Here is a 19285-nt window from a genome sequence, read left to right on the forward strand (position 1 = left end):
ATGACCAGCGACGTGCAGGTGCTGGTTCGTCGTGGATCGGACATTGCCGAATGGTTCGACACCGTGGCACATCTGCGGGCGAAGGTCTTCCGCAGCTTTCCATACCTGTACGAGGGCGACATCGAATACGAGAAGCACTACCTTTCCATGTACGCTCGTTCGGCAGACAGCCTGCTGGTGCTCGCGCTCGCTGATGACCTGGTCGTGGGTGCGTCCACGGGGTTGCCTCTCGGCGATGCAGAGCCGGCCTTCCAGGTGCCGTTCGCCGATCGAGGAGTCCCGATGGAGGCAGTGTTTTACTGCGGCGAATCAGTCCTGCTCCCGGCCTTCCGGGGGCTTGGCCTGGGCCACCGCTTCTTTGACGAACGCGAAGCGCATGCTCGTTCGTTGGGCGGCATGCAGTGGACATCGTTTGCGTCGGTGGATCGAGCAGACGACGATCCTCGGCGTCCTTCCAACTACCGCAGTAATGATCCCTTCTGGACCCGTCGTGGCTACGTGCGGCAGTCGGACATGAAGGTTACGCTGCCCTGGAAGCAGGTGGGTGAGCCAAGCGAAACCGAGCAGACGCTCACGATGTGGCTGCACTCCCTGGAGAACGCGAAATGAAAGTGGCAGTTGCGAAATACGCAGTGGGCCAGCCCACGGACTTCGAGGCATTTGCTGCGCGGCAGCGACTGGTTCTGGAGGAGGCGCGTCGTGGCGGGGCGGAACTGGCCGTGTTGCCCGAGTATCTATCCCTCGAACTGGCTGCAACGTGCGAGCCGAGCATTCGCCATGATTTCAACGCCTCTCTGGCCGCGCTGCAGGCCTTGCAGTCTCCGTGGCTGGCACTGTATGCCGACTTGTCGCGCGAGTTATGCATGACCATTCAGGCCGGTACGTTTTTGACCCAGGTTGGACTGAACCGCTATCGCAACCGGGCTTGGTGGTTTGCGCCTGACGGTACACGCGACTACCAGGACAAATTGCAGTTAACGGGGTTCGAGAAAGACACCGGCGTCATCGAGGGTGGCGACGAACTCAAGGTGTTCGATCTGAAAGGCGTGCGTGCCGGCATCGCTGTCTGCTACGACAGTGAGTTTCCATTGCCCGTGCGAGCCCAGCGAGAGGCGGGGGCGCGCCTGCTGCTGGTCCCGAGCTGTACCGACACCCGAGCAGGTGCAACCCGGGTCCGTGTGGGCTGCATGGCGCGGGCACTGGAGAACCGAATGTTCATCGCGCAGGCCGTGACGACTGGAACTGCCGACTGGAGTCCGGCGCTGGACACGAACACTGGCGAGGCCACGATCTACGCACCAATGGATCGTGGATTCCCGGAGGATGGCATTCTCGCGACGACTTGCGGCACGCAGACATGGGCGATCGCTGATCTTGACGTAGATGCGCTCGAACGAAACCAAGAACAGGCCCAGGTTGCAGTCGATCGCGACTGGGACGGTCAGATGTTGCCTGCACTGCGGAATGCTCGGTACTCGGGTCGTAAGGTCGCCTAGCCGGGGTCATCTTGATAGCTTCAGCTCGATGAATCCGTGTACATAGGCCATGTCTATCTGCACATAGATTTTTCCAGTTTGACCAGTTTTGAACTTGCCCCGATGCTGTCGATACATGCAAAAAATATTCATTGATTTGAATGTTTTGCGCTTCTTGGGAACAAATCTGTACTAGCCTGTAAGAGTGCTCGAAGAGCACAGAATTTGTGGCGAAGTTCGGCCGCATATACTATGGGGGAGTATTGTATAATGCGGCGATGTACCCAAGTAGAGAGGTGTTCGATGCCACACAGCCCGGAAGAAAAGAAGCAAGCACTGACGCGCATCAGGCGCATCAAAGGTCAGGTAGCGACTCTTGAGCAAGCGCTTGATGCAGGTGCGGAATGTCCTGCAATTCTTCAGCAGCTTGCGGCCGTTCGTGGGGCAGTCAACGGATTGATGGCAACCGTTCTGGAGAGCTATCTGCGGGAAGAGTTTCCCAGTAGCGAAATCAGGAGCGATTCGCAGAACAAGTCCATTGACGAGACCATCTCTATCGTCCGCTCCTATCTGCGGTAGAGGCACCAGGGTGCCCTCGGTGAGGGCAAATTTAGTTAGCTAGTAAAGGAAGCGACATCATGAAATCACGTGCAGCAGTTGCCTTTGGGCCAGGAAAGCCGCTAGAAATCGTCGAGATCGACGTCGAGCCGCCGCGCAAGGGCGAGGTGCTCATCAAGATCACGAACACCGGCGTTTGTCATACCGACGCCTTCACCCTGTCGGGCGACGACCCCGAAGGTCTCTTCCCGGTCGTGCTGGGTCATGAAGGTGCGGGTATCGTCGTGGAGGTGGGTGAAGGTGTGACCAGCGTGAAGCCTGGCGATCACGTCATTCCCCTCTATACCGCCGAGTGCGGCGAGTGCCTGTTCTGCAAGTCCGGCAAGACCAACCTGTGTGTCGCGGTTCGTGCAACCCAGGGTAAGGGGCTGATGCCCGATGGTACGACTCGCTTCTCGTACAACGGTCAGCCGCTTTACCACTACATGGGCTGCTCGACCTTCAGCGAATACACGGTCGTCGCCGAAGTCTCGCTGGCCAAGATCAACCCGGACGCCAATCCCGAGCACGTCTGCCTGCTGGGCTGCGGCGTGACCACCGGCATCGGCGCCGTGCACAACACGGCCAAGGTACAGCCCGGCGACTCGGTGGCCATCTTCGGCCTCGGCGGCATCGGTCTCGCTGCGATTCAAGGTGCACGCCAGGCCAAAGCGGGCCGCATCATCGCCATCGATACCAATCCGGCGAAGTTCGAACTGGCTCGTACCTTCGGCGCGACCGAATGTCTCAACCCGAAGGACTTCGACAAGCCGATTCACGAGGTTCTGATCGAGATGACCGGCTGGGGTGTCGATCACACCTTCGAGTGCATCGGCAACGTCGACGTGATGCGTTCGGCTCTGGAAGCTGCCCACCGCGGCTGGGGCCAGTCGATCGTCATCGGCGTGGCTGGTGCTGGCAAGGAAATTTCGACCCGCCCGTTCCAGTTGGTCACCGGTCGCACCTGGAAGGGTTCGGCTTTCGGTGGGGTCAAGGGCCGCACTCAGCTTCCCGGCATGGTGGAAGACGCAATGAAAGGCGAGATCGATCTCGCCCCGTTCGTCACCCACACCATGGGCCTCGACGACATCAACAAGGCCTTCGACCTGATGCATGAAGGCAAGTCGATTCGCACGGTGATCCACTACTGATCACCCACTATCCATTCAACACCAACCACCAAGGAAATTAACCATGTCCAATCCTGTCATTTCCGGCGACGGTATCTTCTCGCACGTCTTCGTCGGCGCCGCCGACCTCCAGAAGTCGACCGCGTTCTATGACGCCGCTCTGGGTGCTCTCGGCATCAAGAACCTCGGTCCTTTCGGCAACGGATGGGTGCTTTTCGGTCGCGAAAAGCCGGCTTTCATCATCGCTCGTCCGGGCAATGGTGAAGCGCCTTCCGGCAACGGCGTGACGGTCGGCTTTGCGGCCGCCACTCCCGCCGAAGTGGACGCCTTCCACGCCGCCGGCCTTGCCGCAGGCGGCACCGACGAGGGCCAGCCCGGCCCGCGTGGCCACCTGCCGGGTGCCTATGCGGCCTACCTGCGTGATCCGGCGGGCAACAAGGTTTGCGCGTACACCTTCGTCTGAAAGCCAGGAAGCTGAGGGCGTTCTGAAAAGGCCAGCACAAGCCTCTACACGGCGAGCCTATTGGACGGACCGTGTAGAGCGGTGCCCGCTCATGAAGATCGGCCCGCAGCCATGTGCGAAACGCATGGCTGCGGGCATTTGCTTTGAAGCGTGTTTTTCAACCAATGAGAAATGAGGTCGTTATGCAAGAGCCGGCCAACATCAATACGACGACCGTACAACCCGCCCCGACCGCCACCGTGTACGGCATGCCGGCCTATGCCGATCGTGCTGCGGCCGTGGGTGAAGTGCATGCGCGCCCGCATCTGTTGATTCAGGCCCCCCGCAGCATATTGCAGCTCGCTTTCATTACCGAAGGCGATCAGGCCAGGGATCAGATGGCGATGAGTGAGTTGTCTCATCGCTTCGGCGTTGCCGAACCCGACCATGCTACGCCGCTTCACGGCGTGACATGGGATGAAGGAGACCTGCACTGCGAAAAGCACACCGAGTTCTCGACGTATCTATGGTGCGCTTCGCTGGATTCCGAGACGGGAGAGCCGTGCGGCGAAAATCCGTTCAAGCATGGATTTGTTCCTCCCGGCCCGGTCGTATCCGGCATCCGTTTGAGACTTCTTCCGTGGACGCCGGAAACGGAGAAGGAGGTCGATCGCTTCGATCCTGCCAGCCTGTGCTACTCGCTGGTGGAGAACGGCTCTGCCGCCATCCTGACCGACTTTCGACAGGATGAGGATGGCCTGACGCAGATGCTCGTCCTGGCCCGCGATTTGACCCCGGCGCGGGCGGGTGCGCTGGCTCAACGTCTGCTGGAGATCGAGACTTACCGCACCTTGGCGTTGCTGTCCTTGCCGTTGACGCGGTCGATGACGTCGGAGCTGCGGCGCATGGAGTCGCGCCTTGCGGCGATCACCGACGAGATGTGTACGAGCTTGGTGGAACGGCGCGACAGCGACGTGCTGCTGTCCGAATTGACCGCCCTGGCTGCCGAGCTGGAAGCTGGCGTTGCGGCGAATCTCTATCGCTTCGGCGCCAGCCGTGCCTACTACGAGATCGTCGAGGAAAGGCTGGCAGCGCTTTCGGAAGAAGCCGTATCCGGGTACTTCACCTGGGCGGATTTCCTGCAGCGTCGCATCGCTCCCGCCATGCGGACATGCCAATCCGTAAAGGAGCGCCAGACCAAGCTCTCCGACAAGCTGACCCGGGCCATCGCGTTGCTGCGTTCCTGGATCGACGTCGAGCTTGAACGCCAGAACCGCGATCTGCTTGCGTCGATGAACAACCGGGCCAAGATGCAATTGCGCCTTCAGCAAACCGTCGAAGGCCTGTCGGTCGCGGCAATTTCTTATTACGTCGTGAGTCTTCTCGGCTATTTACTCAAGGGCATTCCGATGGTTCACGACAGCGTGGCGCCGGTGATGGCGGTTCTGGTGCCTGCGGTGATGCTGACGATCTGGTGGATCGTGCGCAGGATCAGACACGCCCACGGTGACACGGCAGCGGAAGAGAAATCTTCCTGAAGAGCTGCCGTCCTGGTGCGCGAGAGCTGCGCCGTTCCTTTGAACATAGGAGAACACCATGGAACGCATCGAACATCACGCCAGCTTTGATGGTTGGCAGGACGTTTATCAGCATGAATCCACGACGCTCGGTTGCACGATGAAGGTCGGCGTCTATCTGCCTCCGCAGGCACAGCACAGCAAGGTGCCGGTGCTGTACTGGCTTTCAGGCCTCACCTGCACCGAGCAGAACTTCATCACCAAGTCCGCCGTCCAGCGCTACGCAGCCGAACATGGCATTGCCGTCGTCGCGCCCGATACCAGCGCACGCGGCGAAGGCGTTGCCGACGATCCCGCCTATGACCTCGGACAGGGGGCGGGTTTCTACGTCAACGCCACGCAGGAACCCTGGGCTGCGAATCATCGGATGTATGACTACGTGGTGCAGGAACTACCGGCGCTGATCGAGGCCCACTTTCCCGTGACGGCGGAGCGGAGCATCAGCGGCCATTCCATGGGCGGGCATGGCGCCCTGGTCATCGCCCTGCGCAACCCGGGCCGTTATCGAAGCGTCTCGGCCTTCTCGCCCATCGTCGCGCCCACCCAGGTTCCCTGGGGACACAAGGCCTTCGAGGCGTACCTGGGCAGCGACCGGGAGGCGTGGAAGCAGTACGACACCGTGGAGCTGATTCGCACCGTGCAGGAGCGTCTGCCGCTGCTGGTGGATCAGGGCTTGGGCGACGAGTTCCTGGAGAGTCAGCTTCAGCCCGATCTGCTGCGCAAAGCCTGCGACGAGACGGGGCACCCGCTCACGTTGAATCTGCGCCCTGGCTACGACCACAGCTACTACTTCATTGCCAGTTTCATTGGCGAGCATATGGCATACCACGCATCGGCGCTGAAACGCTGAGAGAGATGAGATCAGGTTATGACAAAGACCTCCAAAAACCGACATCACGTCGTCATTATCGGAGCGGGCTTCGGCGGGATCGAGGTTGCCAACGAGCTTGCTGGTGCCGAGGTCGATGTGACGATCATCGATCGGCGCAATCATCACCTGTTCCAACCCTTGCTTTACCAGGTTGCAGGGGCGTCACTTTCGACATCCGAGATCGCATGGCCTATTCGCTATCTCTTCCGCAATCGCCCGGAAGTGAACACCTTGATGGCGGAAGTGGAAGGCATCGACCAGGACGCGCGTCAGGTCATTCTCAACAATGGCTCACGCCAAACCTACGACACGCTCGTACTCGCGACAGGCGCTACCCATGCCTATTTCGGACACGACGAATGGGGGGCTTTTGCGCCGGGGTTGAAGACGCTGGAAGATGCCACGGCCATTCGGGGCCGAATCCTCGCGGCTTTCGAGGAGGCCGAGCTCACGAGCGATCCTCAGCAGCGTGCCGCGCTGCAGACGTTCGTCATCATCGGTGGTGGTCCCACCGGGGTTGAATTGGCCGGGACCATCGCCGAGCTTGCACGAGACACGCTGGCGCGTGACTTCCGCTCTATTGACCCGAGCACGTCCCGGGTTGTACTGATCGAGGCGGGCCCGCGTCTGTTGTCGGTCTTTCCAGAGGATCTTTCGGCCTATACGCGCCAGGCACTCGAAAAGCTCGGGGTCGAGGTCGTGCTGGGTACGCCGGTCACCGAATGCTCGGCCGACGGCGTGGTGTATGGCGGCAAGCCCCTTTCGGCCAAGACCATCGTCTGGGCCGCAGGGGTCAAGGCGTCTCCCGCGGCTCGCTGGTTGGGTGCTGCGTCTGATCGTGCGGGTCGAGTGGTCGTTGGTCCCGACCTGACGGTGGCTGGTCGCCCGGAGGTCTTCGCCATCGGCGATACCGCCTCGTGCACTATGGCCGACGGGAAGCCCGTACCGGGCATCGCCCCGGCCGCCAAACAGCAAGGGAAGTACGTCGCCAACCTCATTGGACGGCGTTTGAAAGGCAAGTCCGCTGACGGGCCTTTCATATACCGGCATCAGGGGAACCTGGCCACCATCGGCCGCAGCCTGGCCGTGATTGACATGGGGCGGGTTAAGCTGCGTGGTGCCTTTGCGTGGTGGATCTGGAAGCTCGCGCATATCTACTTTCTGATCGGTACGCGAAATCGTCTCAGCGTCGCTTTGAGCTGGGTATGGAACCACAGCATCGGCTACCGCGGCTCTCGCATCATCATGCATGCGATTGCCGACAAAGAGCCCACAGCGTTGGATAAATCCGGCTCTCTGGATTGAGGTGCCCACCTTATCGGAACGTCAACTATCAGAAATGCCAGGGAGAGCAACTTGACCGATCTATTCACGACAAAGCCCAAGCCTCCCTTGGCCGAACTCCTGCGGCCCAAGACGCTGGATGAATTCGTCGGGCAACGGCACTTGCTCGGCCCCGGCAAGCCGCTGCGTCTCGCGTTCGAGGCGGGCAAGTTGCACTCGTTCATCCTCTGGGGGCCGCCAGGCGTGGGCAAGACCACCCTGGGGCGCCTGGCCGCCAGTGCGACCGACAGCCGATTCATCGCCATCTCGGCCGTGCTGGCCGGGGTGAAGGACATCCGGCAAGCCATCGACGAGGCCCAGGCTGAACTGGACAACCATGGTCGATCGACGGTGCTTTTCGTCGATGAGATCCATCGCTTCAACAAGGCGCAGCAGGATGCCCTGCTGCCCCATGTCGAGTCGGGGCTCCTGACCCTGGTGGGGGGGACGACCGAGCATCCGGGGTTGGCGGTCAATTCCGCACTGCTCTCGCGCGCGCAGGTCTATACCCTCGAACCGCTGTCCAGCGACGAACTGAACCAGCTCTACGAACGCGCACTGCCGCATCTCCAGGGCGTCAAGTTGGACGCGGACGCGCTGGACCTGCTAAAGGGCTTTGCCGATGGCGATGGCAGGCGCTTCCTCAATCTGCTTGAGCAGGTGACGAATGCGGCGTCGGGCGCGGGCAAGACCGTGGTCGATGGCGAGTTCGCCAATCTGTCCACGAGTCCATCGCTGCGCAGGTTCGACAAGGGCGGTGACGAGTTCTACTGGCAGCTCTCAGCCTTCCACAAGTCGCTACGGGGCTCCGACCCCGATGCGGCCCTGTATTGGCTGGCCCGCATCCTCGACGGCAGCGGCGACGTGAGCCAGGTGACCCGCCGCATGGTGGTGATGGCCAGCGAAGACATCGGCAATGCCGACCCGCAGGCGCTGCAACTGGCACTCAATGCCGCGCTGGCCTACGACAGGCTGGGCTCACCCGAAGGCGAGATACCGCTGGCCCAGGCGGTGACTTACCTCGCTCTGGCCCCCAAGTCGAATGCCGCCTATGCCGCCTGGGATCAGGCCAAGGCATTCGTCAAGCGCAGCGGCTCCCAGGCTGTGCCGCTCCATCTTCGCAATGCGCCGACGAAGCTGATGAAGCAGATGGGCTATCGCGAAGGCTACCGCTACGCGCATGATGAGCCCAACGGCTATGCCGCTGGGCAAACCTATTTTCCCGAGGGCGTGGCGCGGCCGGGCTGGTACCAGCCAACGGACAGGGGCGTCGAGCGAAGGCTGGGAGAAAGGCTCACTTGGCTGCGCTCGCTCGATGACGCGACGCCGCTAAGCCCGTACACTTGACCGATATCCCCCCCGAAATCGGCCCATCGCTACCTCACGAACTACAGAATAAGAACATGCCAGACGCTTCTCTCGGTGAATCCTCTGCGAATATCAGACGGAGTCGAGTTGCCCGCTATCTACGCACTGAGTCCGGGGCGGCGGTGCTGCTGGTGATCGTCACGGTTGTGGCGCTGGCGTGGGCGAACTCGCCGCTATCCGATGCCTATTTCGGGTTGTGGCACCTGGACGTCGGGTTCAACTTTGGGCCATTGGGCCTGCACATGGATCTGCATCACTGGGTCAACGACGGCCTGATGGTCGTCTTCTTCTTCCTGATCGGCCTGGAGGTGCGTCAGGAGTTCGCCCACGGATCGCTCCGGGATCGCAGCCGTGCCGGTCTCGCCCTGATCGCGGGTGTCGCGGGTGTCGTGCTTCCCGCTCTGGTGTACGTCCTGCTCGTGGGGCTGGCCGGAGGTCAGGGCCTGCACGGGTGGGGTGCGGTGGTCGGCACCGATACGGCGTTCATGCTGGGCACCCTGGCGATCGTCGGTCCGCGGCTGTCCGGTCAGTTGCGTGTGTTCCTGCTCACCCTGACCGTGGTCGATGACTTCCTCGCCGTGTCCATCATCGGCATCGTCTATAGCGAGGAGATCCGGGTCGTCCCGTTGTTGATCGCCCTCGCCAGTCTCGTTGCGCTGTGGTGGCTGGGGCGCACCCGCCAGTGGCGGGCAATGCCGTATGTGCTGATCGTGATCGTGCTGTGGCTCGCAACCCTGTACTCCGGCATCCATGCCTCCCTCGCCGGGATGGCCGCGGGGCTGCTGATCCCCGCCTATGCGACGCAACGTCACGGGGTCGTTGCGGCAAGACAACTGTTCCGCGACTTCTGGCAGTCGCCGAGTGCCGCATCGGCCCGCGCGGTGGACTGCGGGCTGTCCCGGGGTATCTCGGTGAACGAGCGATTGCACGAGTTCCTGCGGTTGCCGACGGCGCTGCTGATCGTGCCGATCTTCGCCTTGGCGAACGCCGGGGTGGACCTGCGTGGCGGGCTGCTCGCTGAGGCCTTCGGCTCGCCCGTGACCTGGGGCGTCATCGCGGGGCTCGTGCTCGGCAAGCTCCTGGGCATCGGGCTCACCACGCTCGTCGCCGTCCGTCTCGGCCTGGGCCGGCTGCCCGAGGGCGTCGGGGTGGGGAGCGTGTTCGGTGGGGCGGCGCTGTCCGGGATCGGCTTCACCGTGTCGCTGCTGATCATCGGGCTCGCGTTCGGCACGACCTCCGACCTGGGCCGCCAGGCGACGGTCGGCGTGCTCGTGTCGATGATGCTCGCCACGTTGCTCGGGTGGCTCATCTTCAAGGTTGCCGCTCGCAGGTGGGGTGAGGAGACCGCCGATCTGCCGATGGTGCTTGAGCCGCCGGTCGATCCCGAGGTCGATCACATTCGCGGGCCAGAGGACGCGCAGCTCACGCTGGTGGAGTACGTGGACTTCGAGTGCGAGTACTGTGCGCACGCTACCGGTTCTTGGGAGGATCTGCGCGCCCACTTCGGGGACGACCTGCGGTATGTGGTGCGCCACTTGCCGCACCACCCGCATGGGCCGATCGCCGCGCGTGCGTCCGAGGCGGCATCGAATCAGGGGATGTTCTGGCCGTGGCTGGACTTCGTGTTCACCCGTCAGCACGCGCTGGAGCGCGAGGATCTGATCGGCTACGCCGCAGAGCTTGGGCTCGACGTCGATCGGTTCATCGCGGATCTCGACAGCCCTGCGGTGATCGAGCGTGTCGAGCGCGACCTCGCCAGTGCGGTCGCCAGCGGTGCGCACGCCACGCCGACGTTCTTCGTCGAGGGTCGCCGCCTGCGCGGCAGCTACGACGCCCGCTCTGTCACCGCAGCGCTCGAAGCTAGCCGCCGCGGCACCCGAACTCAGGAAGTCCCGTCCTGAGCGGGACGAACTACCGGATAAAAACATGCCAAACAATTCTTTCGGTGAATCCTCTTGTACCGCTGCCGCCAGCGGCATGGTGGAAGTGCGCGGCGCGCGCGAGCACAACCTCAAGGACGTGGATGTCGCCATCCCGCGTAACGCGCTGGTGGTGTTCTCGGGTGTCTCCGGCTCCGGGAAGTCCTCGCTGGCCTTTGGCACCATCTATGCCGAGGCCCAGCGGCGCTACTTCGAGTCGGTGGCCCCCTATGCGCGGCGACTGATCGACCAGGCCGGCGTACCGGACGTCGATGCGATCGACGGCCTACCGCCGGCGGTGGCGCTGCAACAGCAGCGGGGCTCCAGCAACGCGCGTTCCTCTGTGGGCAGTGTGACCACCTTGTCCAGCCTGGTGCGGATGATGTATTCGCGCGCTGGCGCCTACCCAGCCAACCAGCCCATGCTGTACGCCGAGGATTTTTCGCCCAACACGCCGCAGGGAGCGTGCCCGACCTGCCACGGCCTGGGCCATGTGTACGAGGTGACCGAGGCCAACATGGTGCCCGATCCCTCCCTGAGCATCCGCGAGCGGGCGATCGCCTCCTGGCCCCCCGCCTGGCAAGGCCAGAACCTGCGCGACATCCTGGTCAGCATGGGCTACGACGTTGACCGACCGTGGAAGGACCTGCCGAAGAAGGATCGCGACTGGATTCTGTTCACCGAGGAAACACCGACGGTGCCGGTGTACGCCGGCTTCACGCCTGCCGAGACCCGCGCCGCGCTCAAACGCAAGATGGAGCCGAGCTACATGGGCACCTTCACCAGCGCCCGACGGTATTTGCTGCACACCTTTGCCAACACCCAGAGCGCGCTGATGAGAAAGCGCGTGTCCCGGTTCATGGAGGGCAAACCGTGCCCCACCTGCCACGGCAAGCGGCTCAAGCCCGAGGCGCTGTCGGTCACGTTCGCCGGCGTGGACATCGGCGAGTTCATGCAGATGCCGCTGGATCAGTTGGCGGCCTTGCTCGAACCCATCGCCCAGGGCGATTTCCGCGCCCATGCAGCGGGGGCGGCTACGGACAAGGAAGCGACCCGACGCGACCGTGCCGAACGCGCGGCCTCCGGCCGCGCCGTCCATGCGGTATCGCCCGACGTGCGCCGCACCTCGGCGCTATCGGAAGAAAAGCGCCTCGCCGCGCAGCGCCTGGCCGGTGGCGTGATGGCGCGCCTGCGTCAACTGCGTGGGCTGGGTTTGGGTTACCTGACGCTGGACCGAGCCACGCCGACGCTTTCGGCCGGCGAGTTGCAACGCCTGCGGTTGGCCACGCAATTGAGTTCCCTGCTGTTCGGCGTCGTGTACGTGCTCGACGAACCCTCGGCGGGCCTGCATCCCTCCGACAGCCAGGCCCTGTACGACGCGCTCGACCGGCTGCGCGATGCGGGTAACTCGGTGTTCGTGGTGGAGCACGACCTTGACCTGATGCGCCGCGCGCAATGGCTGGTCGATGTCGGGCCGGATGCCGGGGAGCGTGGCGGCCGCGTGCTCTACAGCGGCGAACCGGATGGCCTGCGCAAGATTGCCGAATCGCGTACTGCACGCTACCTGTTCGACGAGATCCCCGCGCCGGGAAGCCGAGCACGCGAAGCGACCGGCTGGCTGGAGCTGCAGGGCATTCACCGCCACAACCTGCATGGCGTGGATGCACGCATTCCGCTGGGCGTGCTAACAGCCGTCACGGGTATCTCCGGCTCCGGCAAATCCAGCCTCGTCGCGCAGGCCCTGCCGGAGTTGGTGCTGCTACACCTGGGCCACGAGCCTGAAGACGATGCGGCCGATAACGCCACCAGTGAAGGGCCGGCCGTGATCGAAGCGACCGGTGGTCATCTGGCGGGCGACGTGGACGCCATACAGCGCCTGGTGCAGGTGGACCAGAAACCGATTGGGCGCACGCCGCGGTCGAACCTGGCTACCTACACCGGCCTGTTCGATCATGTACGCAAGCTGTTCGCCGCCACGCCCGATGCGCGACGCCGCCGCTATGACGCCGGACGGTTCTCGTTCAACGTTGCCAAGGGGCGCTGCGAGACTTGCGAGGGCGAGGGTTTCGTGAGCGTGGAACTGCTGTTCATGCCCAGCGTGTACGCGCCGTGCCCTACGTGCCATGGCGCACGCTACAACGAGGCCACGCTGAAGGTGCAGTGGAACGGGCGCAACATCGCCGAGGTGTTGCAGATGACCGTGGACGAGGCCAGCGAATTCTTCGAGGGTGAAGATGCGGTGGCAAGGCCACTGCAACTGCTGCGTGATATCGGACTGGGCTATCTGCGCCTGGGGCAACCGGCCACTGAGCTTTCCGGTGGCGAGGCGCAGCGCATCAAGCTGGCGACCGAGCTTCAGCGCAGCCAGCGCGGCCGAAGCCTGTACGTGCTCGACGAGCCGACCACCGGACTGCATGCGTCGGATGCCGACCGGCTGCTGGTGCAGTTGCAGCGCCTGGTCGATGCCGGCAATACCGTGGTGATGATCGAGCACGACATGCGCGCGGTGGCCCAGGCCGACTGGGTGATCGACGTGGGGCCGGGCGCGGGCGCTGCCGGCGGCAGCATCGTAGTGGCGGGTTCCCCTCAGCAGGTGGCCCGAACGTCTGGCAGCCGAACCGCTCCGTTCCTTGCACAGGAGTTGGCGCGGGCCGAGTAGCTCAGTTCGCTAAATGTTGCCAGCTTTCGCGGGGCATTGATCGCCACACGGTGGTGGCGATCAATGCCCGAATCGCGTCATCCTTCCTGAGTCAGAGCAAGATAGGGATTGTTGGGCGGTATTTCGGGGAATGCCAAGGACCCATCTTCCAGGAGGTAGCCATGCAGTCGGCGGGACTTCCTCGGGCCCGTGACTTCACAAGTCCAAATGTTCAGGCCATTGGGGTGCTTGCGATGTAGCTGCAGCTTCTCGAAGCGCTTCTGCATCCACTGCCAATCCTGTTGATTCTCCTGCTTGGCAAGCGCGCCCACTTCGGGATGCTCCTGCGCATAGCGTTGGAACACACCAGGGCTGACCAGGTAGGCCGTGTCATTCACCGTATGCACGAGCGCCTTCGCGTCGTTGATGATGAGCCGTCGTGAGGCGATTCCCTGCTTCAGCCAAGCCATGAAATGTTCCCCGGATGGCTTCGTCGCCGATGACAGAGGCGTAGGCGCAGGTGCAGGTGATGGAAGGGAGGTTGCGGCTGTCGCTGGCGTGGGAGTGTGGAAGAACTCCTCGGCATCCTGGCCAACGCCGGCCGACTCACCCAAGCCCACCATCGCGAGCAAGTCCTCCATGACGTCGGGCATGGGCTGGGCTGCGGGAGGTGAAACGATGGTGGTGCCGTCGCCCTCCCAAATTGGAGGTTCTTGACCTCCCTGCGCTGGTTTCCCCGAGACAGTAGGCGCGGGAGCCGACGTGCTGGCATCGTTTTCTGCGGGCGTCGCGTCGATCTCTACCGTGCCTGCGAAAGGTGCTGGTCGCTCGCCAGACTCCCAGATCAGCGCGGGAGCGAGACGCAACAGGGTGAACGAATGGGACCAGCCGGTCGTGCTGGTCACGGTCGCGCGCCAGACCGCTTTGCCGTCCGAGGTAGGCTGGAGCATGCCGTGATCCTGCAGCACGTTGAACACGGCAGTGTTGTTCGCAGGAATGCCATCGATCCCTTGAGACAGGAGATGTGCGCGCAGTTTGTCCGAGACTGTCTTGCTCACCAGCCACAAACCATCCTCGGTGAGCCAGCCATCGGAGGCTTCCGGCTGGTTCAGCTTCAACTGTTCCTTGAGCAGGTAGCGCAACCCGTCCAGCAGCTTGCGTTGCAGTGCGTGCTTGGGCGCTGCCATGGCGCGGGCTGGATCGCCGCCCAACTCCTGAGCCACGGAAGCGCGGTCGGCCTGTACGACCAGTTCTCCCAGCACGCCGGCGTGCTCGTACTGTCCGGCCAGGACGTAAAGCAGCGGTGCCCAGAGAGATGGATAGCCGCTGAGCCAGTCCAGGATGTGGCGATCGAGCAGTTGGCGGTAGAGCAACCCCGTCGCGGCGCTGTGCAGGCGGTACTCGCGGTCTTCGCGGTAGCGGAATCGGTATGGCTGGACCAGAGGGTCATGCCACGGATGCCACACGGTCCCGTCGGCCAGTTCGACGTGCAGATCGACGGCGATCTTGCCAACGTCGTGGAGCAGCGCGGCATAGGCGACGGCGGCGGTCCAGGCCTCAGACTGCGCCGCCTGATCCTCGGGACTGGCACCGATGGGTAGCAAATGGGACTGCCGGAGCTTCAGGCTGTAGGCGACGATTTCCAGGCCGTGGTCCAGCATGCCGCCGGGGTATGCGTGATGATGCGCCTCGGAAGCCGGGAAGGCCTGGACCAGCTCGGCGTAGCGTTCCAGCGGCGCCCGGTACAAGGTGGCGAACTGCCTGCGCGAGAGCGACGTGCGCTGCCAGATGTGTTCCAGCAGCTTCTGTCGGCGCGGCGTCGCCAGCAGCGAAGCGGCCGACCCAGGCCGCAGCAGCCCTTTCGGGAGATCGATGGCGGGTGCTGGCGATGGATCGGCAGCGACCGAGGGCCGTTTTCGCTGGAACAGGGAGAGCATGTGAGGTGTCCTAATGACGGGCCGACCGGGAGGCCTTTTGGCCTTTTCGAGGTAGGGCCTTTCCCCTTGCACCCCATTCCCTTGCCATTTCGGCCCTTTGGCCTTTAACCGTTTCGGTATAGCGGGGCTTGGATTGCGGCTCCACCGTCAATGTGGAACTCGCTCGAATGCATTGGACGGCGACCAGGCGCTGGCCTCGGTCTATGCTGCGAAGACGCTGCTTCCGCCAGGTAGGTTGCTCTCTAGGCGACAAAGTTGACAAGCGCGACAAAGGCGACTAGAGTGAATCCTGTCTCAAACCTACTCGGGAGATGACCATGCCCACTGCCATTGAATTCATTGCCGACCGTCTGCCGCGCGTCACGGTGGAAGATGTGCGCCGCTTCGCGGATACCGTCGAAATCCGGGATGCCACGGCTTTCGCGGCCGAGTTGCAGGCGTTCGTCCACGAGCGTGTGGAAGCGGTGACACTGCCCGCTAACTTGGAGGGCGAGACCGTTGGTCAGGCCCTTGCACGCAAGGCGGCCGCGCTGCGCGCCGACACGCGCTGGGCACCGAATGAAACCGACGTCCAGCGAGGCCGCGCTGTGCTGCTGGAAGCCTTCAACCAGCCGCACAACCTGCCGCCCACCGAGTTCGCCAAGCTGGCGGACAAGTCGCGCCAGCAGATCTACAAGGACATCCTCGCGCGTCGGCTGCTGGCGCTGAACGTTGGGCCGCGCGGTCAGAAGCTGCCCGACTGGCAGCTCGACCCGGTAAAGCAGCAGTTGACCCAAACCGTGCTTCAGGAGGTCGAGGGTATCGATCACTGGACGATCTACCGCGCACTGTCCGAACCGCTCGAAGGCTTGGGCGGTCGCTCGCCGGTGGATGCGGTGACGCATGGCACGATCGACGACGTGGCCGAGGCCGTGTTCAACGTGCTGGGCGTTCAGGTGCATTGAAGCGAGACCGCCATGAGCCACGAGCTGCCTTCGTTCCTGATCGATGCCGGTGAACTGCTCCAGCATGTGAGCCGCGTCGTCTATCGGGGCAGCCCGCTGTACTATGGCCGCGGCAGCACCAATCGCTACGACGACCCGGCCCGGGCCTACGGCGTGCTCTACCTGGGGCGCGACCTGCCCACGGCGCTGATGGAGTCGGTGTTTCACAAGCATCAGTGGCTTGATGACGCGAAGCGCTCGATCGCGTTGAAAGAAGTCCAGGGCAGGATGGTGCGCGCCGTAGGGGTGGTGGCCGACGTGCTTCTGGCCGATCTCACGGCACCGGGCGTCATGGCGGGCTACTTTGGTCTGAACCTGGAGCAGTTGGCCAGCCGTGACTACACGCACACGCAGCAGGTGTCCGCCCAGGTGCATGCGATGCTCGGCGACGACGGCCAGCCGCTGTTCGACGGGGTGCTCTATCCGTCGCGCAACAACTATCCCGCCAAGAGCATCGCGCTGTTCGAGCGTGCGGAAACGAAGGTCAGCGTCATCGAGGACATCGATCTGGTTGACCATGCGGACTGGCCGCGTTTCGTTGCCACCTACCGCATCGGCGTGGAACCCGACCCCGGCCCGGTAGAACCGGATGACGGATCGTCCTGAAGCAGAAAGAGAACATATTGAAGCCCCAATCTGAATGACGTGGAGCACACCGGAATAGGCATCCCTCAGTAGCAGGAGACGACCATGAATACCACAACCCGCACCAGCACTGCAGAACGTCTCGGCCGCGCCTTTGGCCGCGGATGGCGCGCCTATGCTCGCGGCGAACGGCGGGCGTCGAACTGGCTGGTATCCAAGGGACTGCCGCGAGCTGGCGCCGCCGCGATTGTGTGGATAGTCAAGCTGGCCGCGCTCGGAGTGTTGCTCTACAGCACCTTCTGGCTGGCTCTGCTGCTGGTGTTGGTCATGGTGGTTGCCTGGATGGCCCGCAATGCCGACCTGGGCGATGAATTGCCCGAGCCAGAGTGGCGAAACGGACCAGCAGGGTTTGGCCTATACACCTACGACGGTTTTCGCATTGATCCTCATGTCGAGGACGATTAATTCGTCACAGAGCTGTGTTCTGGAGGTGCCGATAAATCTGCTCGCGTACTTCGGTGTCTGCCACTCCCCAGGTTTTCACCTGCTTTCGGATAGCGCGTGGAAGGTTGAGCAGAACCTCGTGGAGATCGGTATCGGACAGGGATTTGCCGGTCGCATCCAACACTGTGTCATGAAGGTTTGCCATGCACGCTTCAAGGTCATGTGCTTGATCATCAGCCGCAGCAAAATCTGCTGAGCCGTCTAGATGAATTGGGCCAGTGATGAAATCGACCCCTTGCAGCCGAAGCACGGCTTCGAGCACCGACTTTCCCTCGCCGCTCGGCACGATGGATGGGTAGCGAAGAGTGTTGGTGGTCATCGTGTGAAATCCTGGCGTTGCAGTTGGTCAGGATCGCTGCATCTTTCCCTACGATAAGCCTACTACGCCGCGGGGGTTGTCGGCGCAAAGATCACTTTTTCCCCACTGCATTGATCGCAATACTTCCACCCTTGCCGCCAGCGGCCTTGGCATCTCCGGTGGCCCCGGCGAGGCCTTGCAGCACGTTGCCGGCACGAACGCCCGCCCAAGCCAAGGCCATGATCCAGAATGTAGGCAGCACGATGAACATCGTGCCCATGACGAACATCAGGAGCAGGTCGCCAAAGGCATTGTTCAACCCCACCAGCGGATCGAAGTTAGTGTGTGGCCGGTTCCAGCCGAAGCCCCACCCATAGAGCGCATCGAGGATGGTGCTGTCGATCCAGCGTGCGAGTTGGAACCAGAAATCGGTGAAGAACAGCGCGAACTGCACGACGCTGACGGTGACGACCGTCTTCAGGTCATAGGTTCCGACGACCAGTACGAGCGGGATGCAGATGACCAGTGCCATCTTGAGCAAGGCAAGCACCATGGGCAGCGCTTGGCGCACCACGTCCATGGCGGGAAATGCGGCAAGTGCCCCGACCGCCATTCCTACATCCCCCGTGGCCCGCGTCACGATGTTCGGCAGGGTCTTGTCGATCTGGCCGCCGTAGTCGGTATAGACCGAACCCTGGGTGAGCTTCTGCTGTCGCGGTGACGCGATGGTACGGACCACCGAATCGTCCACCTCGGTACGGCTCAGGAACCCGGCCCAGCCCGCCAAGCGATTCAACAGGCTGGGGTCCACCTGGCTCAGCAGCCGTGCCCGCAGGCCGTTGCTGCCATCGGCCCACCACTGCCTGCAGGTCGGGTAGCCGCCGCCACTGGCCACCTGCGCAAGCCCTGCGTCGCGGGTGTCGTCATAGGGCCATGACTCGCGCGCCGTGCTGGAACGGTAGCTGTCGTAGTAGCCGCCGGTATCCGTGAAAAACCTCGAACCGATCCAGGTCACGTCGTTCATTTGAGCTTCGTCCAGCTCCGGCCGCGCCATGAACAATTTAGCGCGTGCAGGTCCGTAGCAGTCGTGTGTGAAATCGGCCACTTCCTGAGCCAGAACCGGGTCATTGATGCGGGTAGCGTCGATCTCCATGCGCATCTGTCGCAGGTCTGTCCCGCACGGGATTGCCGCCACCGAGGCGCTGGTGACGGCGCGCGAGAGCGCGTGCATGAAGGCCCACCAGACCGGCACCTTGGCACTCTGGTTGTTGATGGTGCTGAAGGACTGGGACCAGCCGGTATCCGTGGGCTGCGGCACGTTGACCTGGCACTGGGCCGAGCGCGAGCTGTCGTACTGAATTGTGTTGAGGTCCACGTCGATGAAGGGGATGCCGGCGAACATCACCACCACGATGGCGACGAACACCCGGTTCTCGATGCGTGCGGCCGAGAGCACGCCCTTGTTGCCTTCGTCGGCACCTTCCGCACGGGCCTTAAGCCATTCCTGCACGATGATCGCCACGAAGGGCAGTGCGAATACCCCGCTGGATACCAGTACCGCCCAGATGCCGTTGTTGACGATCCAGGACACCAAGGTCAGGTAGTACTCCAGGTAGTCGGTTGTGAAAAGCGTCATGG

Annotated in this window: 17 protein-coding genes; 14 read left to right on the plus strand and 3 right to left on the minus strand. The window is 62.9% G+C overall.

From position 1 onward, the window contains the following. The 11 genes from FD678_RS06600 (at position 1) to FD678_RS06650 (ending at position 13361) form a co-directional block, all read left to right on the plus strand. Entirely contained in the window at positions 1-609 is a 609-nt protein-coding gene (locus FD678_RS06600; RefSeq protein WP_023435203.1) for a GNAT family acetyltransferase, read from the plus strand. Continuing rightward, positions 606-1496: a carbon-nitrogen hydrolase family protein gene (locus FD678_RS06605; RefSeq protein WP_006402492.1), complete on the plus strand. Its 891-nt coding sequence runs from the start codon at positions 606-608 to the stop codon at positions 1494-1496. Before FD678_RS06600 ends, FD678_RS06605 begins: the two co-directional genes overlap by 4 nt. Positions 1497-1778: 282 nt before the next feature. Further along, entirely contained in the window at positions 1779-2054 is a 276-nt protein-coding gene (frmR, locus tag FD678_RS06610) for a formaldehyde-responsive transcriptional repressor FrmR (RefSeq protein ID WP_007182548.1), read from the plus strand. Positions 2055-2113: 59 nt separating this feature from the next. Next, positions 2114-3223, plus strand: coding sequence for an S-(hydroxymethyl)glutathione dehydrogenase/class III alcohol dehydrogenase (locus FD678_RS06615; RefSeq protein WP_023435204.1), 1110 nt, complete (start codon positions 2114-2116; stop codon positions 3221-3223). Positions 3224-3266: 43 nt separating this feature from the next. Then, positions 3267-3665, plus strand: a complete 399-nt coding sequence (locus tag FD678_RS06620) for a VOC family protein (RefSeq protein ID WP_023435205.1) — start codon at positions 3267-3269, stop codon at positions 3663-3665. 182 nt (positions 3666-3847) lie between these two features. After that, positions 3848-5182, plus strand: coding sequence for a DUF3422 family protein (locus FD678_RS06625; protein ID WP_023435206.1), 1335 nt, complete (start codon positions 3848-3850; stop codon positions 5180-5182). 58 nt (positions 5183-5240) lie between these two features. Beyond that, positions 5241-6071, plus strand: a complete 831-nt coding sequence (fghA, locus tag FD678_RS06630) for an S-formylglutathione hydrolase (protein WP_023103887.1) — start codon at positions 5241-5243, stop codon at positions 6069-6071. A gap of 18 nt (positions 6072-6089) precedes the next feature. Continuing rightward, entirely contained in the window at positions 6090-7397 is a 1308-nt protein-coding gene (locus FD678_RS06635) for an NAD(P)/FAD-dependent oxidoreductase (RefSeq protein WP_023103888.1), read from the plus strand. 51 nt (positions 7398-7448) lie between these two features. After that, on the plus strand, positions 7449-8762 hold the full coding sequence (locus FD678_RS06640) for a replication-associated recombination protein A (protein WP_006402503.1): 1314 nt from the start codon (positions 7449-7451) through the stop codon (positions 8760-8762). 56 nt (positions 8763-8818) lie between these two features. Further along, on the plus strand, positions 8819-10684 hold the full coding sequence (gene nhaA, locus FD678_RS06645) for a Na+/H+ antiporter NhaA (RefSeq protein ID WP_029885974.1): 1866 nt from the start codon (positions 8819-8821) through the stop codon (positions 10682-10684). Between the two features lie 25 nt (positions 10685-10709). Then, positions 10710-13361, plus strand: a complete 2652-nt coding sequence (locus FD678_RS06650; protein ID WP_029885973.1) for an excinuclease ABC subunit UvrA — start codon at positions 10710-10712, stop codon at positions 13359-13361. Between the two features lie 77 nt (positions 13362-13438). On the opposite strand, the gene mobH is transcribed toward FD678_RS06650, so the two are convergent. Then, a complete protein-coding gene (mobH, locus tag FD678_RS06655) occupies positions 13439-15277 on the minus strand; it encodes a MobH family relaxase (protein ID WP_023435209.1) in 1839 nt (612 codons plus the stop codon). Positions 15278-15594: 317 nt separating this feature from the next. On the opposite strand from mobH, the gene FD678_RS06665 reads away from it, so the two are divergent. The 3 genes from FD678_RS06665 (at position 15595) to FD678_RS06675 (ending at position 17310) form a co-directional block, all read left to right on the plus strand. Then, a complete protein-coding gene (locus FD678_RS06665) occupies positions 15595-16221 on the plus strand; it encodes a hypothetical protein (RefSeq protein WP_029885972.1) in 627 nt (208 codons plus the stop codon). A 12-nt stretch (positions 16222-16233) separates the two neighbouring features. Further along, positions 16234-16866: an RES family NAD+ phosphorylase gene (locus tag FD678_RS06670; RefSeq protein ID WP_029885971.1), complete on the plus strand. Its 633-nt coding sequence runs from the start codon at positions 16234-16236 to the stop codon at positions 16864-16866. An 84-nt stretch (positions 16867-16950) separates the two neighbouring features. Beyond that, positions 16951-17310: a DUF3742 family protein gene (locus tag FD678_RS06675; RefSeq protein WP_029885970.1), complete on the plus strand. Its 360-nt coding sequence runs from the start codon at positions 16951-16953 to the stop codon at positions 17308-17310. Positions 17311-17314: 4 nt separating this feature from the next. Here FD678_RS06675 and FD678_RS06680 read toward each other — a convergent pair whose 3' ends face one another. After that, positions 17315-17668 (minus strand): hypothetical protein, encoded by a 354-nt coding sequence (locus tag FD678_RS06680; protein WP_029885969.1) that lies wholly within the window; start codon positions 17666-17668, stop codon positions 17315-17317. A gap of 91 nt (positions 17669-17759) precedes the next feature. Then, a complete protein-coding gene (locus FD678_RS06685; protein WP_029885968.1) occupies positions 17760-19283 on the minus strand; it encodes a conjugal transfer protein TraG N-terminal domain-containing protein in 1524 nt (507 codons plus the stop codon). Between the last annotated feature and the right edge of the window lie 2 nt (positions 19284-19285).

This window comes from Pseudomonas sp. Hp2 (assembly GCF_006386585.1).
GTDB lineage: Bacteria > Pseudomonadota > Gammaproteobacteria > Xanthomonadales > Xanthomonadaceae > Pseudomonas_S > Pseudomonas_S boreopolis.